Annotated in this window: 15 protein-coding genes; 4 read left to right on the forward strand and 11 right to left on the reverse strand. The window is 64.1% G+C overall.

What is annotated here, in order from left to right:
• Nucleotides 1–4: 4 nt before the first annotated feature.
• The 3 genes from pgl to ACFE8X_RS02165 all read right to left on the reverse strand — a co-directional run bounded on the left by pgl (nucleotide 5) and on the right by ACFE8X_RS02165 (nucleotide 3,352).
• On the reverse strand, nucleotides 5–700 hold the full coding sequence (pgl, locus tag ACFE8X_RS02155; RefSeq protein ID WP_375449785.1) for a 6-phosphogluconolactonase: 696 nt from the start codon (nucleotides 698–700) through the stop codon (nucleotides 5–7).
• A gap of 207 nt (nucleotides 701–907) precedes the next feature.
• On the reverse strand, nucleotides 908–2,389 hold the full coding sequence (gene zwf / locus ACFE8X_RS02160) for a glucose-6-phosphate dehydrogenase (RefSeq protein ID WP_375449786.1): 1,482 nt from the start codon (nucleotides 2,387–2,389) through the stop codon (nucleotides 908–910).
• 15 nt (nucleotides 2,390–2,404) lie between these two features.
• A complete protein-coding gene (locus ACFE8X_RS02165) occupies nucleotides 2,405–3,352 on the reverse strand; it encodes a BadF/BadG/BcrA/BcrD ATPase family protein (protein ID WP_375449787.1) in 948 nt (315 codons plus the stop codon).
• A 214-nt stretch (nucleotides 3,353–3,566) separates the two neighbouring features.
• Between ACFE8X_RS02165 and cobU the strand changes: the two genes are divergently transcribed.
• Nucleotides 3,567–4,121: a bifunctional adenosylcobinamide kinase/adenosylcobinamide-phosphate guanylyltransferase gene (cobU, locus tag ACFE8X_RS02170; RefSeq protein WP_375449788.1), complete on the forward strand. Its 555-nt coding sequence runs from the start codon at nucleotides 3,567–3,569 to the stop codon at nucleotides 4,119–4,121.
• Here cobU and cbiB read toward each other — a convergent pair.
• The 3 genes from cbiB to ACFE8X_RS02185 are packed head-to-tail and all read right to left on the reverse strand — an operon-like array spanning nucleotide 4,109 to nucleotide 7,838.
• Entirely contained in the window at nucleotides 4,109–5,086 is a 978-nt protein-coding gene (gene cbiB, locus ACFE8X_RS02175) for an adenosylcobinamide-phosphate synthase CbiB (RefSeq protein WP_375449789.1), read from the reverse strand. The genes cobU and cbiB overlap by 13 nt on opposite strands.
• Nucleotides 5,086–6,549, reverse strand: coding sequence for a cobyric acid synthase (locus ACFE8X_RS02180; protein WP_375449790.1), 1,464 nt, complete (start codon nucleotides 6,547–6,549; stop codon nucleotides 5,086–5,088). The genes cbiB and ACFE8X_RS02180 overlap by 1 nt, the downstream gene beginning before the upstream one ends.
• Nucleotides 6,546–7,838: a cobyrinate a,c-diamide synthase gene (locus ACFE8X_RS02185; RefSeq protein WP_375449791.1), complete on the reverse strand. Its 1,293-nt coding sequence runs from the start codon at nucleotides 7,836–7,838 to the stop codon at nucleotides 6,546–6,548. The genes ACFE8X_RS02180 and ACFE8X_RS02185 overlap by 4 nt, the downstream gene beginning before the upstream one ends.
• Before the next feature lie 160 nt (nucleotides 7,839–7,998).
• Here ACFE8X_RS02185 and ACFE8X_RS02190 point away from each other — a divergent pair, with 160 nt between their 5' ends.
• On the forward strand, nucleotides 7,999–8,730 hold the full coding sequence (locus ACFE8X_RS02190; RefSeq protein WP_375449792.1) for a cobalt-precorrin-6A reductase: 732 nt from the start codon (nucleotides 7,999–8,001) through the stop codon (nucleotides 8,728–8,730).
• On the opposite strand, the gene ACFE8X_RS02195 is transcribed toward ACFE8X_RS02190, so the two are convergent.
• Nucleotides 8,661–9,152 carry a cobalamin biosynthesis protein gene (locus ACFE8X_RS02195; protein WP_375449793.1) on the reverse strand — a complete coding sequence of 164 codons (492 nt, stop codon included), beginning with the start codon at nucleotides 9,150–9,152 and terminating at the stop codon, nucleotides 8,661–8,663. The genes ACFE8X_RS02190 and ACFE8X_RS02195 overlap by 70 nt on opposite strands.
• Before the next feature lie 296 nt (nucleotides 9,153–9,448).
• Here ACFE8X_RS02195 and ACFE8X_RS02200 point away from each other — a divergent pair, with 296 nt between their 5' ends.
• Complete coding sequence (locus tag ACFE8X_RS02200; RefSeq protein ID WP_375449794.1) at nucleotides 9,449–10,351, forward strand: cation diffusion facilitator family transporter; 903 nt, start codon at nucleotides 9,449–9,451, stop codon at nucleotides 10,349–10,351.
• 16 nt (nucleotides 10,352–10,367) lie between these two features.
• Nucleotides 10,368–10,847 carry a hypothetical protein gene (locus tag ACFE8X_RS02205; RefSeq protein ID WP_375449795.1) on the forward strand — a complete coding sequence of 160 codons (480 nt, stop codon included), beginning with the start codon at nucleotides 10,368–10,370 and terminating at the stop codon, nucleotides 10,845–10,847.
• Nucleotides 10,848–10,877: 30 nt separating this feature from the next.
• Here the strand turns inward: ACFE8X_RS02205 and cobO are convergent, their stop codons facing one another.
• From cobO to ACFE8X_RS02225, 4 genes are all read right to left on the reverse strand, one after another.
• Complete coding sequence (cobO, locus tag ACFE8X_RS02210) at nucleotides 10,878–11,519, reverse strand: cob(I)yrinic acid a,c-diamide adenosyltransferase (RefSeq protein ID WP_375449796.1); 642 nt, start codon at nucleotides 11,517–11,519, stop codon at nucleotides 10,878–10,880.
• Nucleotides 11,516–15,439, reverse strand: a complete 3,924-nt coding sequence (gene cobN / locus ACFE8X_RS02215) for a cobaltochelatase subunit CobN (protein WP_375449797.1) — start codon at nucleotides 15,437–15,439, stop codon at nucleotides 11,516–11,518. The genes cobO and cobN overlap by 4 nt, the downstream gene beginning before the upstream one ends.
• A gap of 167 nt (nucleotides 15,440–15,606) precedes the next feature.
• A complete protein-coding gene (gene cobW, locus ACFE8X_RS02220; RefSeq protein WP_375449798.1) occupies nucleotides 15,607–16,662 on the reverse strand; it encodes a cobalamin biosynthesis protein CobW in 1,056 nt (351 codons plus the stop codon).
• Nucleotides 16,659–17,387: a CbtA family protein gene (locus tag ACFE8X_RS02225; protein ID WP_375449799.1), complete on the reverse strand. Its 729-nt coding sequence runs from the start codon at nucleotides 17,385–17,387 to the stop codon at nucleotides 16,659–16,661. The genes cobW and ACFE8X_RS02225 overlap by 4 nt, the downstream gene beginning before the upstream one ends.
• Nucleotides 17,388–17,399 lie beyond the last annotated feature (12 nt).

Genomic DNA, 17,399 nt, shown 5'->3' on the forward strand with positions numbered 1-17,399 from the left:
GGGACTATGGGCACCAATAGACGGTTACAGTCTGGCCGGAGCGCAGCACGGCACGGATGGGCATGGCCTCTGTGGGACCTTCACTCAATGCCGTGTCGAGAACGACGGCCTTTTCTTCGCCTTCGATATGAAGGTAGAGCCCATCCGTGTTCAGCAGATACGGAAGGGTAAGGGTAATGCGCGCCTCCCCGGCGCCGGGAGCGTGGATGGCAAGCGCGGGACCCGGTTCGGTCAGCGCTGCGACGAGCGTATCGCCGCCGGGAAAGAACGAGGCCGTATGGCCATCGCCGCCCATGCCGAGAATGACCGCGGCAAACGGGCGCGGCAGATTGGCCAGCGCGGCATTGGTTTTTTCGACCTGCTCAGGCGTCGGCTCGTCGCCGCCCGAATAGAGCGGCAGGAAGCGGGCGATCGCTGCCGGTCCCTGCAGCATGCGCTCGTTGACCAGCAGGGCGTTGGAGCGGTCGTTGGTTTCATCCACCCAGCGTTCGTCGACCAGGGTGACGATGACCTTGGACCAGTCGATGTCCCTGGTCTTGCCCAAGGCCTGGAAAAACCGGCCGGGCGTCGAGCCGCCGCTGACCGCTACAGCCGCCGCGCCGCGCTCGGCGATTGCCGTCCGGATGCGCTCGGCAACGGCCTCGGCCAGCTCCTTGGCCAGAGTCGGCTTATCGGCGAAGCTGCGGCGCTCGATCGTCATTGGACCGACTCGCTGGGCAAGGGATGCTTCAGTTCTTGCGTCCCCTCGCCCCTCCGGGGAGAGGGCCAGGGTGAGGGGTGCGATGCGAGGAGAACACTCATTTCTGCAGCATCGCAGCCCTCATGCGGCGCTGACGCGCCGACCTCTCCCCGGAGGGGCGAGGTGAGGCAGTCCTGACAATCGATGATCGGTCCACGTATCATGGGATTAATTATCACCCTCGTACCAGGTGCGGCCGTCACGCTCGATCAGGGCGATGGCGCCCGTCGGGCCCCAGGTGCCGGCGGTATAGGGCTGGGTCGGCTCGGGCGAATTGTCCCAGGCTTCGCGGATCGGATCGACCCATTGCCAGGCCGCTTCCAGCTCGTCGCGGCGCATGAACAGGGTCTGGTTGCCCCGGATCACGTCGAGCAACAGCCGCTCATAGGCTTCGGGCGTGCGCTCGGTGAAGGTGGCGGCAAAGCTCAGGTTGAGCGGCACTTCGCGCAGGCGCATGCCGCCGGGGCCCGGGTCCTTGATCATCATCATCATCTTGACACCCTCGTCGGGCTGCAGGCGGATGATCAGCTTGTTGGCCTTGGGCGCGCCCTCGGCATGATCGAAGATCGAATGGGGAATGGAGCGGAACTGGATGCAGATTTCCGACACGCGGCTGGCCATGCGCTTGCCGGTGCGCAGGTAAAACGGCACGCCGGCCCAGCGCCAGTTCTCGATTTCGGCCTTGAGCGCCACGAAGGTCTCGGTGCGGCTGCCCTTCTTTTCGGGCGGCAATTCATCCTGGTAGCCGGCCACCGAAGTGGTTTCCGACTTCACGCCGCGATATTGGCCGCGCACGGTCATGCGCGCCACATCGCCATTGACGATGGGCTTGAGCGAGCGCAGCACCTTGAGCTTTTCGTCGCGCAGCGCATTGGCGTCGTCGGATGCGGGAGGCTCCATGGCCACGAGGCACAATAGCTGCAGCATGTGGTTCTGGATCATGTCGCGCAGAGCGCCGGACTCGTCGTAATAGCCGCGCGTACCGGCGCCGACTGACTCGGCCACGGTCAATTGCACATGGTCGATATGGGCCGAGTTCCAGATCGGCTCGAACAGCGTATTGGCAAAGCGCAGCGCCAGGAGGTTCTGGACCGTCTCCTTGCCCAGGTAATGATCGATCCGGTAAACCTGATCTTCGCGGAAGATCTTGGCCACGCCATCGTTGATTTCCATCGATGAGGCCAGATCATGGCCCAACGGCTTTTCGATGACGACGCGAGCGTCGCGGCGATAGTATTTCTTTTTGGACAGGTATTCGGCAATCGGCTCGAACAGGTCGGGCGCCACGGCCAAATAGAAGGCGCGCACGATCTTGGGGTCGTCGCGCAGCGCCTTGCCGATATCGGTCCATTTCGCCGGATCGCTGACATCGTTGGGAATATAGGAAAAGATGGTGACGAAGCGGTCGATGACCGCGGCATCCTGATATTCCTTTTCCACGAACTCCGTGACCGCATCGCGCGCCAGTTTCTGGAAATCGGCATCGCTGAGCTTGGAGCGCGAAACGCCGATGATATGGGACTGCTCGTCGAACTGGCCATCCTTGAAACGATGATAAAGCGCGGGAATAAGCTTGCGCTTGGTCAGATCGCCGGTGGCGCCGAACACCACGTAATCGAAAGGCTGAACCGGAATGATGCGGCTGGACACGAGGTTAAGTCCTTCTCAAGTCGGGCTTTGGGCAAAATTCTGCTTGGCGAGGATCACCGCGCCATGCAGCGGTTCATAAAGCGGCAAGGCGACAAAGTCGCCATAACGTTGCTGCAACAGCGGAAAAATGCGTTCGCCGAACCCGCCGACAATGGCCATGACATGGGCATTGCGGGCCTGGAACCAGCGCACATAGCGATCCACGTAACCCAGTTGCACATCCATCATCTGCCGGGCCACCGGATCGCCCTGGTCGAGATGATCGATCAGCAGCGGCATCATGCGGCCGAATTCGGCAGGGGCGCGGCCGACCAGCAGGTCGCCATGGCCTTCGGAGCCGTCATTGCCGATGATGCGCACGTCCTTGTCGGCGCCGAACGACCACGTCATCACGGCCTGGTTGTCGCCGCCCAGAGCCGCAATCACCGCCTCGGTCAAGGGCGAAGCGGGCACCAGCCCGTCCTGCGCCTCGACGGCATAGCGCACCAGTTCGCGGCCCAATATGGCGCCACTCATCTGGTCGCCGATCTGGAAGCCCCAGCCGCCGCATTGATGGCGCTTGCCATCGACGATGGCAAGCGCGGCAGAGCCGGTGCCCACGATGATCACCGCGCCGTCATTGCCGCCCAGGGCGCCGGCATGGGCGATATCGATATCGTCATGGACCTTGACCCCGGCAAAGGGCCAGGGACGCGCCGCGAACTCGTCGCGCGCCGAATCCATCCGGCCGCCGGCCATGCCGAAGCAGGCAAAGGTATTGCGCGTTTCCCGGTAATCGACCCCGGCAGCCGCGAACACGTCGCGCGTGCCGTCGCTGATCGCCTTGAACGCGGGTTCGCCATCATCGATCTGCAAATTGGAGCGGCCGTTCTTGACTTCGGCAAGGGTCGTCAGGGTCTCGTCGACGAGGCGGACGCGGCAATTGGTGCCGCCGCCGTCAACGCCAAGATAGTATCTGGGCACGCGGGCGCCTCCGTTCGATGCCAGAGCATATGGGGTCGGTTCGGCGCGGACCATAATGCGAAAGATGCTAAGACGAAAGTACAATAAGCAACCGATTGACCATGCCAAAGCGCGGGTTTTGCATCCCTGCCCTGCATGGGTGTGACAGAGTAGGCAACCTGCTTGCCACTGCGGCTTTGTGGGGAATGGCGATGCGAGCGGCAAGAGAAAGATCATGACGCGACATCTATTGGTGCTGGGCGGTGCGCGCTCGGGAAAGACGGCCCTGGCCGAGCGGCTCGCCATGCGCGAAGGCAGCAAGCCGGCCTATCTGGCCACTGCCACCGCGCTGGACGCCGAAATGCGCGACCGGGTGGAAAGTCACCGGCGCGGTCGCGCCGGGCGCTTCGACACCATCGAGGAGCCATTGGCGCTGTCGGACGCCATCATCTCGGCTTCCGTCGACCATGATGTGATTCTGGTGGACTGCCTGACGCTGTGGATCACCAACATGCTGATGGCCGGCGAGGAGGTCGCCGGGGCGGTCGAGCAGCTTGCGGCGACACTGGTGCAGGTCAAGCGCGCCAAGATCATGCTGGTCAGCAACGAAGTCGGGCTCGGGATCGTGCCCGACAATGCCATGTCCCGCACGTTCCGCGATCTGGCCGGTTCGGCGCATCAGCGCCTGGCCGAGATTTGCGACGATGTGTACTTCGTCGTCGCCGGCTTGCCGATGGTGCTCAAGGGCGAACCACCCAGTACGGACGGACCGCGCATCTATGAAGCTTGAATACGCGCCGATGCGGTCATCAACGCTAACAGAATGCTAACCGTAAGGGTGATGTTGAGCGTTGCGCGATACAGCTGCAGTGCGCGCAGAATGTCGCTGGCCACCAGGGCGCGCTTGCCGCTACCAAAAGCCGGCAGATCAACGATTTCACCGCTATAACTGCGCGGTCCGCCTAGGGTAAAGCCTAGGGCGCCGGCAAAGCTTGCCTCGGGCCAGCCCGAATTGGGCGAGGCGTGCTTTCGGGCATCGCGCCGGGCAATTGCCCAGGCTTTTCCGGGGCTTGCATGGGGCGTCACGAAGCAGGCCGCAGTGATGAGAACGGCGGTCAGCCGGGCGGGAATCCAGTTGACCCAATCATCCAGCCGGGCCGCTGCCCAGCCATAATCGCGATAGCGTTCGGTGCGATGGCCGATCATCGAATCGGCGGTATTGATGGCCTTGTAAAGCACGATGCCGGGCAGGCCCAACAGCACCAGCCAGAACCAAGGTGCGACGACGCCATCGGAGGTCGACTCCGCCAGGGTTTCGATGGCGGCGCGGCAAACGCCAGCCTCATCAAGGGCTTGGGGGTCGCGGCCGACGATGTGGCTGACCACGTCCCGTCCCGCCTCGAGCGAATGGCCGAGCGCGTCAAAGACTGCATGCACGGCCCGACCCAGCTCCTGTTGCGCCAGAAACGGGGTGGCGAGGAGAATTTCGAGCGTCCAACCACCTGGGATCGCTCGCAAAACCTGCTGCACCGGCAGGGTTATCACCAAAGTTATCCCCAGCAGGATCGCCAGGTTTACAATGCCGGCCGTGCGTCGCCGGTGCGCGGGGTGATGGGGACGATTGAATTTGCGCTCCAGATAATCGATGAGCGCCCCGAACCACATGACGGGATGGCCGATGGCGCTAACAAGGCGCGGAGAATAGCCAAGAAGGCGCTCGATCAGCAGGCAGAGTGGGGAGACCAGGACATCCATCAGGCAAGCCGAACCGGTTGGGCCAGCGCCAACAGCGCATCGAGATCGAGGTGGGTTTCAAGGTGGGTGGCGAGGGCATCGAGCGTCGCCTCGATCCCCGCTTCATAGTTGATGCCCCCCGTGGCTGCACTGCCGATGAAAGCCCGGCGGAAATCGTCGGCGGCGAACAGGCCATGCAGATAGGTGCCTCGGACCAGGCCGTTCGGGCTGGTGGCGCCTTCTGGATCGCCCTGAACCATTGCGAAGGGCCGCGCAAGGTCGGGGCCTTGGGACAGGCCCATATGCATATGATAGCCGGCGATCGGCAGGCCGCTCGGCATGGCCATGGCCTGCTCAAGGCGCAATTGCTTAACGGGGGTCAGCACGGTCTGAACGTCCAGCAAGCCTAGTCCCGCGCTGGTGCCGGACGGGCCTTCGATCCCGTCGGGATCGGCAATGGTTTGGCCCAGCATCTGGTAGCCGCCGCAGATGCCGAGCACCCTGCCCCCGGCACGGTGATGGGCCAGAATATCGATGTCCCAGCCTTGGCTGCGCAAAGCAGCCAGATCGGCGCGCGTGGCCTTGGAGCCGGGCAGGATGATCAGATCGGCATCGCGCGGCAGGGGCCGGCCGGGCTCGACCACGGTCACGGCGACGCCCGGTTCGGCCCGCAGCGGATCGAGATCGTCGAAATTGGCGATGCGCGGCAGGCGTGGCACGACGATGTGATATCGGCCGGTGCCGGTCCGCTGCGGCCCATCGAGGGCCATGACGTCCTCGGCTGGGAGCTTGTGGGCATCGGCAAAATAGGGCACCGGCCCCAGGCAAGGAACGCCGGTACGCTCGGCAATGACGCTCCTGCCGGCGGTGAAAAGCGTCGGATCACCTCGGAATTTATTGACCAAGGTGGCTACGATCAGCCCGGCATCGGCGGGATCGATCACGGCGAAGGTTCCCACCAGCGCGGCGATGACCCCGCCACGCTCGATATCGCCGATGACGACCCCCGGCACCTTGGCCGCCTGGGCAAAACCAAAATTGGCGATGTCCTGGTCGCGCAGATTGACTTCGGAGGCGCTGCCAGCGCCCTCAACCAGAATCAGGTCCACGTCGCTCGCCAATTCGGCAAAGGCCGCAAGGACTTCGGGCAACAGGGTGGCGCGCCGGGCGAAGTAGTCGCGGGCCGACATGGAGGCGCGGCGCCGCCCGCGCACCACCAGTTGCGCGCCGGTCTCCTGTTCGGGCTTGAGCAGGACCGGGTTCATCGCGGTCGTTGGCGGGCGGCAGGCGGCCCGAGCCTGCAGCGCCTGGGCCCGGCCGATTTCGCCACCGTCCTCGGTCACCGCGGCATTGTTGGACATGTTTTGCGGCTTGAACGGGGCCACGCGCAGACCGCGCCGGACAAAGGCGCGGCAAAGACCCGCCACGAGCAGGGATTTGCCGACATCGGAGCCGGTGCCCATGAACATCAGCGCGCGGGTCATGCCGCATCAACCACATGGGCATAGGAGCCCATGACCCGACCGATGGCAGCGCCCATGGGCGGGAGGGCCGCGCCACGCGCGTCACTGGCCTGGAACAGCGGCGGCAGCCGCGACTGCCTCGCCGAGGAATAATGAAATTCGTGCCCGTTAAGCTGGACGGGCCATGGCAGGGCCCCGCTCTGAATGAGCCTGCGATAGCCCAGGATGCGCTTGGGCCGGTCGATCCGGGTGATGAGCGGCAAGAGACCAGCCATTTCATGGGGTTGACCGGATTTGTCGATCAGGATTTCCCCCAAGACCATGAAGCCGCCGCACTCGCCATAGATCAATGCATCGCGCTCGCGGGCGGCAAGCAGCCCCGTCTTGAAGGTCGTCGCAGCGGCAAGCGTGGCGCCGTGCAATTCGGGATAGCCGCCGGGCAGAAAGACCGCATCGGCATCGACGGGGGGCGCTTGGTCGGCGAGCGGGGAGAAGACGCTGAGTTCCGCCCCCTGTCGCTGCCAACCGTCGAGCAGGTGAGGGTAGGCAAAGGCAAAGGCGGCATCACGCGCAACGGCGATGCGCTGGCCCAGCGGCGGAAGGAGGGCAGGCTCCTCGGCCGCCTGGGGCAATGGCGAGGCCAAAGCGAAAAGCGCTTCAAGGTCCACATAGTCGCCGATCGCCGAGGCGGCAGTGGCGAGAAAGGGTTCGAAATCATCGATCTCGCCGGGCAGGACCAGGCCCAGGTGGCGTTCGGGAATGACCAGCGCGGGATTGCGCGGGATTGCGCCGAGGCAGGCGATACCCGTTGGCGCCAGTGCCTCGACCAGCATGGTTTCGTGCCGGCTCGACGCGACGCGATTGAGGATGACGCCGGCAATGCGAACCCCGACGCGCCAATTGGCAAATCCGGCCACGAGGGGCGCTACCGACTGGTTTTGCCGGTCGGCATCGACGATCAAAATGACCGGCAGGTCCAGGAGTTCGGCCAGGTCGGCGGTCGACCCGGTTCCATCGGCGGCGGAGTCATAAAGCCCCATGACGCCTTCCACAACCAGCAGGGCATCGCCGGCATGCCGGGCGGCAAGGGATTTGAGGCGGTGCGGCGACATCGACCATGGATCGAGGTTGACCGCCTCACGACCAGCGGCACGGCCCAGGAACGCAGGATCGATATAGTCGGGGCCGGTCTTGGCGGGGGCGACAGTCGTTCCCCGGCGGCGCAAGGCGGCAAGCAGGCCCAGCGTAATGACCGTCTTGCCCGAGCCTGAGCGCGGCGCGCCGATAACCAGGCCGTTAGCCAAATTCACGCCTCTGTGTCTTGCCGATATGCCGACCGATAGCCGCTCACGGGGCAAAGGACAATGGCGGGACTGTGGATCGCTCGGTCAGACATTATTGGGCCCAAGCATATTGCGAGCGCCGGAGCGCGCGGGCACAATCGCTCGGGGCGCAACGAGATCGTGGCGGATGAAAATCCTGATTCTGGGCGGAACGGCGGAAGCGCGGGAACTGGCCAACCGATTGGTCGACAGAGGTCATGACGTCACCAGTTCGCTTGTTGGGCGCACCAGCGATCCCAGATTGCCAAAGGGTGGCATCCGGATGGGAAAATTCGGCGGCATACCCGGCTTGGCCGCCTATATGCGGGCCGTCGGCACGCAGCGTCTGGTGGATGCCACCCATCCCTATGCCGGGCTGATGTCCGTCAATGCCGTCGCCGCCGCCCAGGCAACGGGGATTGGGTTGGTTCGGTTCATGCGCCAGGCCTGGACGCAGACACCAGGCGACGACTGGCTGACGCTGGACACGACCGCCGAAGCGGCGGCTGCCCTGCCCGCCAATGCCGATGTGCTGCTGACCAGCGGCCATACCGGGCTGGAAGCGTTTTTCGAGCGCGACGACTGCCAGTTCGTCGCGCGGCTGATCGAGCCGCCCGTGGCCGAATTGCCAAGGCATATCAGCGTCTTGCTGTCGCGGCCGCCCTACGATCTGACCGGCGAGATACAGTTGATGGAGCGCGAGGAGATCACTCACCTGGTCACCAAGAATTCGGGCGGTGGACAGACGGCGGCAAAGCTTGCCGCAGCACGGCGCTTGGGGGTCAAGGTAATCATGATTGCGCGGCCGGCCTATGGTCCGGCGGTCGAGGTCAGCGACCTCGACGGGGCAATGGCGGCAGTGGAAACGGGCGCCGGCTGACCGAAGGTTGCCAGATCAAATTGCGGGGCGAGCGCTGCGAGCGCGCAGGTTGCGTGGGCGGATTTGAACTTGGGCAAGATCAAGGGACCGGCCTGGCGAGCGGTGGCTTCGGCGACGCTGGGAACGCCGATCAGTCGCAGAACTTTGGCAGAGCCTGCCGGCTCGGGACCGGCAAGCTGATCGGCGGGGAGGGCCCGCAGGGGCACGCCGAAATAGTCGGCCGCGGCGATCAGGCCGGGTTCACCGGCCTTACGGTCCAGAGTGGCGATGGCAAGCAATCGATAGGCGGGACCAGCGTCGGCCATCGCCTCGTGCAGCAGCGCAATGATCTCGCCGGCACCGGCACCACGCCGACAGCCGACGCCGGCAATGACGGGGATCTGGACATCAAACAACGCCGAAGCTACGGCAGGCTCGGCCATATTCGCCTCCCGGAACAAGAGGCAGGTTCGCAAAAGACCGAGCAGCTCCGGACCTGGTCCCCGATTTGGGTCGACCGCACCGAACTCTGTTTCAGTCCCTTGGGGGAACGCTGCAATGAATCTGGTTCTAAGGCGCACAATCCGTATGGTCAATCAAAGGCTTGACGAGGCTGCGGCAGTTCAGAATGCTTCTGAAAATGATTTGCAGATACAAGGACTTGCGCGAATGAGCGGGGAGAGTTATGCCCCCATTGTGGCGTGAGACGTAAACTCGCCCGATCAGACGGGGCGGTGCTTTGGCGATTGCGGCGGCAAACAAGACGGTGGCGATCGCCGCGGCAAGTCTTTTGGTGGGACTGCTGGTGCTTGGGCTGAAGACCTTGGCCTGGTGGACCACGGGATCGGTGGCGCTGTATTCGGATGCGCTGGAATCCATCGTCAATGTCGTCACGGCCGTGGTGGCCTTGGTCGCGGTGCGGCTGGCGCAAAAGCCGGCGGATGCCGCTCTGCCCTATGGCTATCACAAGGCCGAATATTTTTCGGCGGTGATCGTGGGCGTGATGATCATCGTGGCGGCGATCCTGATCATCCGGGAGGCCGTGCTCGGCTTGTTTGAGCCACATGTACTGTCGGCGCCGGCGCAGGGCCTGGCGATCAGCCTGGGCGCTACGGCGATCAACGTCGTCTGGGCGTTCGTGCTGATCCGATATGGTCGCAGGGTCCGCTCCCCGGCACTGGAAGCGGACGGCAAGCACCTGTTGACCGACGTGATTTCGACTGTCGGCGTGCTGGTGGGGCTGGTGCTGGTGGTCGCGACCGGCTGGGCTATCCTCGACCCAATCCTGGCGGGATTGGTGGCGCTCAATATCCTGTGGTCGGGCTGGGGCGTCATTCGCGACAGCGTCGGCGGACTGATGGACGCGGCTACCCCGCCCGACCGGCTGAGGCTTATCCGCGAAGTGATTGCGGCCAATGCGGAAGGGGCAATCGAAGCCCATGATATCCGCACCCGGCAGGCCGGCGCGCTGACCTTCGTCGATTTTCACCTGGTGGTGCCGGGCGCCATGAGTGTCGATGCAGCCCATGCCATTTGCGACAATATCGAAGCCAGGCTGCACCAGGCTGTCGAAGATGTCCAGATCACCATCCACGTCGAGCCGGAGAACAAGGCCAAGCATGCCGGGATCGTGGTGGTGTAATGAAGCCGGGTTCAGCATGCACGCAGCACTGCTTCTGATAATGGCGTTGATGGCGGCGCCTGCGTCGGCGCAGGACTGGGATTATTACGCCAATCTGCGGTTCGGCTATCAGATCGATATTCCACCCGGCTATGTCGGGCTCGGCGAGAGCGACAATGGGGACGGGCAGGAATTCCAGCGCCGCCGGGGCGCGCAACGTCTCGTGATTTGGGGCGGCTTGCTGGAAACGGGCAATGAAAGTTTTGAAGCCGAGGTCAATCGCCTGATGCAGCAGGCAGAAGCCGGCGCGTGGCACGTGACCTACCAGGTAACGACGCCGCAGTGGGCCAGTTTTTCAGCGATAAAGGGGGCACGCGTGCATTATCAGCGCATGATCCTGCTCTGCGACCGGCAGAGCTATGGGTCGTTCAGCGCGGAATATTCGTTGCGAAACCTGGCAGAAATGGACCCGATCATCGACAGGCTGGTGGGGTCGCTTCGGGGCAATTGCCCCTAGCGCGGCAGAACAGTTACGGCAAGCTCAAGATCAGAACTCGATGCCGGCCTGGGCTTTCACGCCGGCGCGGAAATGATGCTTGATCTCGGTCATTTCGGTGACCAGATCGGCAATTTCGATCAGCTCATCCTTGGCGTTGCGGCCCGTGACGATAACGTGGGTGCCATGCGGCTTGGCTTTGAGGAAGTCGACAACCTCTTGGATCGGCAGGTAATCGTAGCGCAGGCAGATGTTGAGTTCGTCAAGCAAGACCAATTTGTAGCTTGGGTCCATGATCAGCGCCTTGGCCTGTTCCCAGGCGGCACGGGCAGCCGCCAAGTCGCGCTGACGATCCTGGGTTTCCCAGGTGAAGCCTTCGCCCATGGCGCTGATGGTGACCAGGTCGGGGAATTTGAGCAGCAGGTCGCGCTCGCCTGTGTCCCAGGCGCCCTTGACGAATTGTACCACGCCAACGCGGAAGCCATGACCGATGGCGCGGAACACCATGCCGAACGCAGCGGTCGACTTGCCTTTGCCCTTGCCGGTGTGGACGATCAACAACCCTTTTTCGGCAGTTTTGGTGGCAAGAATCCTGTCGCGCGCATCCTTCTTTTTGCGCATTTTTTCAGCATGATAGGCGTCGCGCTCCACCTCGCTCATCAGATCGGTTTTCTTGGGCGCACGCTCGGTCATGGGGTGTCTTCCAAAAAAGCATAGGCAGAGTTGGAACGGGGGGTCCAGAGCCCGCGGGTCCGGGCCTCGTTGAACCTGGCGATCAGTTCATCGTAGCCAAAGCGGTTGTTGTGGATGATAAAATCGCGGGTCGCCTGATCCTCGATAAAGGCTTCGAAGGCCAAATCGAAATGGTGCGTCTTGACCGCGCCCGTGGTAGCGGCGAAGGCGAACATGTAATCGAACGTCGCGATGATCTCGAACGCGCCCTTGTAGCCGTGGCGCTTGACGCCGTTGAGCCATTTTGGATTGACCACGCGGGAGCGCATGACGAAAGCGATTTCTTCCTCCAGCGTCTTGATCAGCGGGCGGTCTGGGCGGGAATGGTCATTGTGGTAGATCAAAGGATTGCTTGCGCCCAGCATTTCGGCTGCGGCGGCGAGCCCGCCCTCGAACTGGTAGTAGTTGTCGCTATCAAGCAGATCGTGTTCGCGATTGTCCTGGTTGTGAACCACCGCGTCGATCTGCGACAACCGTGCGGCAAAACGGGCTCGGGCGGGCGTGCCATGTGCCTGGGCGCCATAGGCATATTGGCCCCAGTCAAGGGCTTGGCGCGCCAGGTCCGCCTTGGTGGTCCAGGTGCCCGAATCGATCAGCCCAGATAAGCCGGCGCCGTAAGCGCCTGTTTTGGAACCAAAAATTCGGTGACCAGCGGCGAGCGCAGCCTCCTGTTCGGTTTGGCCCTCTGCCATCAGGCCAAGGGCGTCGATGCGCATGCGAGCGGCGATGGGGTTGTCGTCGGTGGGTTCATCAAGCGCGCCAATCGCGCGAACTGCCCGATCGAACAGGCCGATCTGGGCGGGGAAAGCGTCCCGGAAGAAGCCCGAGATGCGCAGGGTGACGTCCACTCGCGGGCGGCCAAGCTTGGCCAGCGGGATGATCTCGTAGCCAGAGACGCGCAGGGAGGACGGGTCCCAATTCGGGCGGGCGCCGATCAGGGCCAGGGCCTGGGCAATATCGTCGCCCCCGGTGCGCATATTGGCCGTGCCCCAGACCGAAAGGGCGAGCGATTGCAGGTAAACGCCATGGTCCTGAAAGTGGCGAAGCATCAGGCTTTCGGCGGATTTTTTACCCAGTTCCCAGGCGGTTGGCGTCGGGATGGCGCGGTTGTCCACCGAATAGAAATTACGCCCCGTGGGCAGCACGTCGAGGCGCCCGCGCGAGGGGGCGCCGGAAGGGCCGGGAGCGATGAACTTGCCGTCGAGACCATCAAGCAGAGCCTGCATTTCGGCGGGGCCGGACGCAGCCAGGCGGGGGCGAATGATGTCGTTGACGGTGGTGAGAACGGCGCTGGTCGCAAACCAGTCGGGCTCGGGGATCATAGTACTGTCGACCAGGCTGGCGGCGATTGCCTCGAGATATTCGACGACGTCGCCGACTGTTCGAAGATGAGCGCCCTCGTCGTTGCTCCGAACCTGCCCCGCAGAGGGAGAGGTGCCGTCCGGTAGGTGAAGCTGGATTTGGGACGGGCCAGTCCAGGGATCGCCGAGCTTGACCGTAAGAGGATCAAAACCGAGTTTGAGATCATCAGCCAAAGCGCGGATCAACGAGGCGTCCTTGCCCCCGTCGTTTCCCCGCGGGACACGCGCCAGTGCGACGGTCAGATCGCGCTCGAGATCCCCCTTGGGCGACTGCCCGAAGACGTGGAGGCCGTCGCGAATCTGGGCTTCCTTGAGATCGCAGAGGAAATTGTCGATCTTGATCAACGCAGCGGTTTCGTCCTCGGGCAGGCCGATATCACGGTCGAGACGGCTGTCGCGGGTGAAATCGAGGACACGGCGGCGTAGATCGGCCAGGCGGCGGCGATCCATGCCCGAGGCGGCGTAATATTCGTCGAGCAGCGCTTCGAGGTCCTTGAGCGGACCATAGGTTTCGGCGCGTGTCAGGGGGGGCACCAGGTGGTCGATGATGACGGCGCCGGTGCGGCGCTTGGCCTGGGTGCCCTCGCCGGGATCGTTGACGATGAACGGGTAAAAATGGGGAAGCTGGCCCCAGAGTGCGTCGGGATAGCCGGAGTCATCAAGGGCCGTGGCCTTGCCAGGGAGCCATTCCAGGGTGCCGTGCTTGCCGTTGTGGATGAGGGCATGGGCTTCGAATTCGTGGCGGAGCCAGAGATAGGCGGCAAGGTAGGCGTGGGGCGGAACAAGGACGGGATCGTGGTAGCTGGCGGTTTCGTCGAGCCCGTAGCCCCGTCCCGGCTGCAGCAGGATCGCAACATTGCCGAAGATGAGGGCCGGGAGGTGGAAGACGGCATCGCGGACGAAGGGATCGGCAGCGGAGCTGCCCCAGCGAGCGGTGACTTCGGATTGGATCTTGGCGGGGAGCGTAGCGAAGAGCTCGGCGTAGCGCGCCAGAGACAGTGTGGCGGGGGAGTTGCCACGATCTGGGCTAGCGTTGGTGGGGCCGGATTGGAGAAGGCCGATGAGGGCGTTGCCGTCGACTGGCAGACCCCCGCCCCCAATCCCTTCCCTCAAGGAGCAGGGCGGCGATGGCTGGGTAGTCAGAGCATACCCCGCATCGTTCAATGCCTTCAAAATCTCCACGGTTGACTGCGGCGCATCGTAGCCGACGCCGTTGGCGAGGCGGCCGTCGCGGAGGGGGTAGTTGGCAAGAACGAAGCCAATGCGGCGTTCGGGGCGCGGGGTGGCGCGCAGGCGGGACCAGTTGGCCGCAAGGGTGACGGCGCGGGTGATGCCGGGATGATCGGGAGTGTAGGCGGTCAGGGGGATCTGGCACCGCTCGTGCCAGACGGCGTCGGCCTTGTGACCGACGAGCAAGCCACCAATGCGGCCATCGAGTTCGGGCATGACCAGGAACATGGCCATGTCCTTGGACGACAGGCCCTGGGGGTCGGCCAGCCATTGCGCGTGGGACCGGCCGGACTGAATCAGTTGGATTACTGGCGCATTGGTGTTGGCGAAGGGATTGGCCTTGGCGTCGATGCCGTCCAGACCAAGGGCGAAGCCAGTGAGGTTGAAAATCGCGGAGGGGGAGAAGGCGGCCAGGGCGTTTTGGACGAACCGGACGCAGGCGGGCTCCTTAAGCGACGACACGAGGATGGGCACCGGGGCGAGATGGCGGCACTCCAGTTCGGCGATGAGCGCCTCGATCGTCGCGGTGCCGGCACCTTCGAGCGCGGCTCGGTAGAAGAGTATGGGAACGCGGGAGACTGTCGGGTTTGCCCCCCACCTAGCCTCCCCTCGGGAGAGGGAGGAACCGTCTGGTGCCATGGGCGGCAGGCCGGCATGAAACGCCCGCAGGCCAGCTTCGTCCGTCATGCCGACATCGGGATGCCAGAAGCCGAAACGGGCGAATGGGGCAGTGGACAAAGAAACAAGGAGGGCCCCCGCACCCGCCGGCTGCGCCGTCGACCTCTCCCCAGAGGGGCGAGGTGAAGAAGGGCTCGCCAGCAGCTTTAAGGCCTGCAGTAGCGTATCGGCGTTGTCTGGACCGCCGGCGATCAGAAGGGCGTGCAGGCGGCTCCAGTCGTCGGGATGGACAGTGGAGCGGGACTGCAGGATAGGATCAGGACTAGCGTCGCCGGGGAGCAGGACGAGAGGAATGCCGCGGTTGGCGCAAAGGGCGGTGAGTTCGTCGACGCCGTACTGGAAATAGCCGATGCCGCCGATGAGGCGGAGAACGACGAGGCGGGCCTGGGCGACTGTGCGCTCAAGCCAGAGATCAACCGACAGATTGTGCGAGAGGCGCAGGGTATTGGCGAGGCGCAGTTCGGTATCGCCAACCCGGTCGGCGGCGGCCGCGAGCATGGCCAATTCGCTATCGGCGGCGCAGGCAAATATCAACGCGCCGGGCGATTGGGCCAGATCGATGGCCTCGCCTTCCTGCTGGCTGGAGCCGGCTTGGGCGGAGAGAAGGTGCATTTCAGGAAACCATCGCGGGCAGCGCGAGGGACCCACTCCCCGGCCATCTCCTCAAGGAGGAGCTCGGGATAGGGCCGCGAGGGCTAGCTTCGCGGCCCGAACATTTCCCTCCCACTTGAGGCAAGGCATTGAGCGAGAGGATCGTCAGGCTGGGCACGGTGCGCAGCCTAGGCAACCACCGTCATCGCCCGCTGCAGGCTCGCGGTGATGGCGGCGTGGTCGAGGGGGCTTTCGCCGATGACGACCAAGGCCGTTTCACACACTTCGCCATCGTTCCAGGGCCGGTCGAAGTAGGTGGTGAGGCGGGGGCCGACGGCCTGGATGGCGAGACGTGCTCCGGCGCCAGGAATTGCGGCGAAGCCCTTGAGCCGCAGGACATCGTGGGTCCGGATGGTGGTCTCGATGGCAGCCAGGAGTTCGTCCTTGCCGGCCACAGCAGGCAGGCGCAGCGAGAACGAGTCGAAATCGTCGTGTTCATGGGCCTCGCCACCATGCTCAAGTTCGTGGTGGCTGGGGCGGTTGGCGATGTCGGCTTCCGAACCCAGGCCAAGGCCGAGCAGGGCGGCGATGTCGACGTGGCCGTTGTGGGCGTGGATCAGGCCGGTTCCGGGGCGCATTTCGGCGCGCAGGCTAGCCTCCACCTTGCCGAGGGTCACGGAATCGATCAGGTCGGTCTTGTTGAGGATGACGAGGTCGGCGGCCATCAGTTGGTCTTCGAACAGTTCGCCCAAAGGCGTTTCGTGGTCGAGCATGTCGTCGGATTGGCGCAGCCTGTCGATGGCGGCTTCGTCGGCGGCAAAACGGCCCTCGGCCAGCGCCGCGGCGTCGGCCACGGTGACCACTGCGTCGACGGTGACCTGGGCCTTGATCTCGGGCCAGTTGAAGGCGCGGATCAAGGGCTGGGGCAGCGCCAAGCCCGAGGTTTCGATGACGATGTGATCGAACTTGTCGGGGCGGGCGAGCAAGGCCTGCATGGTGGGGATGAAATCCTCGGCAACGGTGCAGCAGATGCAGCCGTTGGAGAGCTCGATCATGTCCTCCTCACGGCAGGTTTCGTCGCCGCAGCCGGCAAGGATGGCTTTATCGACGCCAATGTCACCAAACTCGTTGATGATCAAGGCAATGCGCTTGCCCCTGGGGGCGTGCGCCAGGAGATGGCGCACGAGGGTGGTCTTGCCGGCGCCGAGAAAGCCGGTGATCACGGTGGTGGGAATCTTGCTCATGCGTGGGCTCCGGCGGGGGCGGCAGCGGCGGGCGAGCGGGCAAAATGATCGCTGAGCCGACCAAAGACAGCGCCGAGGACCAGCCAGAACACGGCCGAGGTGCCCAGGGTAACGGCGGCAAATTCGGTGGCGAGGTGGGCCGGAACGGCGCTGGGTTCGTCGGGGGCAGCGGGCGCGCCAACCAGATGAGGTGTGACAACCAGGGCCAGGGCAATGGCGATGGCCCAGGAAGCGCGGGTTTTGGCCAGGAGGGTGAAGGCGGCCCCGGTCGCGAAGGCGGTGCCGATCCACCACAGCTGACGGGCCACCAGATCGGCGGCGGGCATGCCGGGCAGTTCCGGCGCCAGGCCATAGGCGGGCGCCAGCGAGAAGGTGGCGAAGCCGCCAATGGCCCAGAGCATGCTGTTGGCGAAGGTGATAGGAATGTTGGCGAACATGGAAACAGCGCCCATCAGCAAGGCGAAGCCGGCGGCAGCCAGGATGGTGGCCAAGGCGGTGTAGGCGGTGCGCTCGAAGCCATTGGCGGGGGCCCATTCCCCGATCGGGCTCGCCGCCGCATCGTGGGTGTGAGCGGGGGTATCGAAAGCGTGGCTATGGCCGCCCTCGCCTTCAAACGTTTCGGCATGCAAAATCAGCGGCATGACCCGAAAATGCTGCAGCGTGGCCGTGACCAAGCCAGCGCAAAGGGCTGCGAGAACCGCAGCGGCAAACAGGTTCCTGAACATTGTCTCTCTCCG

Source organism: uncultured Devosia sp. (assembly GCF_964244875.1).
In the GTDB taxonomy this organism is placed as follows: Bacteria; Pseudomonadota; Alphaproteobacteria; order Rhizobiales; family Devosiaceae; genus Devosia.